The sequence below is a fragment of the Micromonospora endophytica genome, from assembly GCF_003236305.1.
Taxonomy (GTDB): Bacteria; Actinomycetota; Actinomycetes; order Mycobacteriales; family Micromonosporaceae; genus Micromonospora; species Micromonospora endophytica.
This window is the reverse complement of record NZ_POTX01000421.1, coordinates 1-2780: the sequence shown is the minus strand read 5'-3', so window position 1 is coordinate 2780 and position 2780 is coordinate 1. Positions and strand designations below refer to the sequence as shown.

The 2780-nt window shown below is 70.9% G+C and carries 2 protein-coding genes; both read right to left on the bottom strand.

Annotation, left to right across the window (positions count from 1 at the left end):
* A partial coding sequence (locus C1I93_RS30035) for a PrsW family intramembrane metalloprotease (RefSeq protein WP_111246609.1) occupies positions 1-1417 on the bottom strand: 1417 nt, incomplete at its 3' end.
* Between the two features lie 44 nt (positions 1418-1461).
* On the bottom strand, positions 1462-2676 hold the full coding sequence (locus C1I93_RS30030) for an FUSC family protein (RefSeq protein WP_223256256.1): 1215 nt from the start codon (positions 2674-2676) through the stop codon (positions 1462-1464).
* Between the last annotated feature and the right edge of the window lie 104 nt (positions 2677-2780).

Sequence of the window (2780 nt, the reverse complement as noted above, 5' to 3'; positions counted from 1 at the left end):
GCGGTGGGGGTGGCGGGGCGAGCACCACCGGGATCGGGACCACCGGATCCTCCGGTGCCTGCACCGACCGTTGCGAACCGTCCGGGAAGCGGAGATGGTACTGCCGCCCGTCCCACACCCCGACCGGCGACTGCGGGTCCCGGCCCACGAAGAATGACCGGTAGGTGCTGATCAGGTCCAGCAACTCCCGTTCCTCCTGCGCGGTGCGCTCCCGGTCGACCGGGCGGCGGTCCAGGCCCCGCAGCGCGCCGTCGCGCAGCAGCGCCAGCCGGGTCGCCGCGAACTGGTAACCGCGCATCGCGCGCAGGCCGGTGTCGCCGGCCACCCGCTTGGCCCACACCCGGGCCGCGTGCCGCCGGCCGAGGCTGGTCAGCGCCGCCACCTCGGGTGGCGTGAGCCAACCGGCCCGTACGTAGTCCGGCAGGGTCCGCTCGGTGAGCCGGCCCTCCCAGGCCCGCAGCCACACCGCCAGGGCGACCATGCCGAAGAAGATCGGCACCATCACACCGACCAGTCCGACGATCGTGATCAACACCTCGCCGGTGGCCTCGGTCAGGGTCGGCAACAGGTTCCACGCGCCGTGCAGCATCATCGCCAGCAGCAGGCCGGCCAGTGGGGCGAGCACCTTGACCCGGCGGTCCGCCGTACGCGCGGCGATGCCGAGACCGACACCGGTCATCGAGGTGAACAAGGGATGGGCGAACCCGAACAGCAGGATCCGGCCGATGAAGATGGCGAAGACCTGCTGGGCGCCGGTGGCCGGGCCGTACTGCTCGACGCCTGCGGCGTACCCGCGTCCGCCCAGGTAGAGGATGTTCTCCACCATCGCGAAGCCGATCGCGGAAAGCCCGCAGTAGACGAGCCCGTCGGTGATGCCCGACCACTCCCGACGCCGGAAGATCAGCAGCAGGATCGGACCGAGCGCCTTGGTCAACTCCTCGATGAAGGGCGCGACGAGCACCGCGGTGAGCGCGATGGGCAGGCCCCGGTTGTCGAGCCAGCCGGCGGCGGTCTCGTTGACAAGCAACGACGCCGCGGTCGAGACGAAGGCACCCCAGGCGAAACAGAAGATCAGATATTTGAGCGGTTCGGGTTCGTACCGGTCCAACCAGAGAAAACAGGCCACCAGAACCGGGACCGGCAGGATCGCCGCGACCGTGCCGACCAGCAACGCCTCGACGCCGAAGTTGGTGCCGAGCGTGACGATCATGAAGATCGCTCCGGCCGCGATCAGCAGAATCACCCCGGCCAGCACCAGCGCCCGCCGCCAGTTGAGCCGGCGACGCGGGAGGCTGGGTAGGCCGTCGCCCGTCGACGCGACAGCGGGCATGGACGGCGACGGCGGCAAAGATCCGCCGGACGGGGTGTCGGCCATGCGGCCAGCGTAGTCATCCCCGGCCCGCCGCATCGGGCGCATCGAACGCACCCACCATGACCAGCGACTCAGCGGGACCGGCCCGGTCAACCCACGGGTGGCGCGGTAGGTGGCCGCGCCGCCGGTTCCGGCCCGGCCGGTGACCCGGGCCGGTCCAACTCACCGAAACACTTCCGCACCAGCCGATTCGCCTCCTCCTGGCTGATGCCCGAGGCCACCAGCAGATCGCTGGCGGTGGTACGCACCTGGGCCACCACGACGCTGCCGGAGAACCCGACCCCCTCGGCGTACGCCCGGCCCGCCTCCCGGACCGCGCGAAGTGCCGTCTCCCGGGAGTCCTCGGGCTCCTCACCCTGGGCGAACTCGTGCTTCAGCGTGCGTACCGACTCGGCGAGGTGCCCGATCGCCGTCGGCATCGGCTCCGGCACCGGTTCCGCGTCCTCGATCAGGGTCACCGCGCGTCGGATCAGGGTGCCGCTGTTACGCATCGCCCGGTCGATCGGATCGGCCGCGTCCGCGTAGTGGGTGAGTTCGCTGCGCCGGTGCCAACGCGCCGGGGAAAGCAACGCGGTCTCCTTGGCACCCTCGATCGCCTCGGTGAGCGTGGCCAACTCCTGCTTGTTGTTCCGCAACCGGTCCAGCGCCTCCTGGACCCGCCCCGCATCGCCGGTACGCAGCCCCTCGGCGGCGTTGTCGAGCTGCTCGGCCAGCAGGTCCAGGGCCGGCCGGGCGGCCCGGTTGAGCACCCGCAGCGGATTCAGTGGAAGCAGCACCGCGGTCACCAGCAACGCGATGGTGCCGCCGACGAGCGCGTCGAGGAACCGGGGAATCTCCAGCTGGTCGACCGACGGGCTGAGCGTCACGATCAACACCGCGGTGGCAGCGGCCTGGATGACGATCGCGACACTGCCCCCGGCGAAGATGGTCAACAGGATGGCGGAGGTGACGACCAGCCCGAGCTGCCACGGACCGGTGCCGAGGAAATAGATCAACAGGTCACCTATCGCCACCCCCACCGCGACCCCGACGATCAGCTCCACGGTCCGGCGGAATCGCTGGCCGACCGAGACAGCCAGGGTGCCGACGGCCGAGATCGGGGCGAAGACGGGCTGCGGGTTACCGAGCAGATCGTGCGCGGCCACCCAGGAGAGCCCGGCGGCGAGACCCGCCTGCCCGGCCAGGCCGAGCGTCATCCGCACCCGGTGCAGGCGGTCGTGCAGCGTCGCCCTGCCCCGGTGCCGCAGCTGGGCCACGGTCTCGGCAACCCGGGACGTGTCCACGTCAGGCAGGCTCTCGCGCATGCGGTCACGCCGCAGCGGCCAAAATCGCCGATCCCGGACCACCGACATGTCCGCGACTACCCACCACACCCGCGACAAACCCAAGGAGGGGCCCCCTATTAACG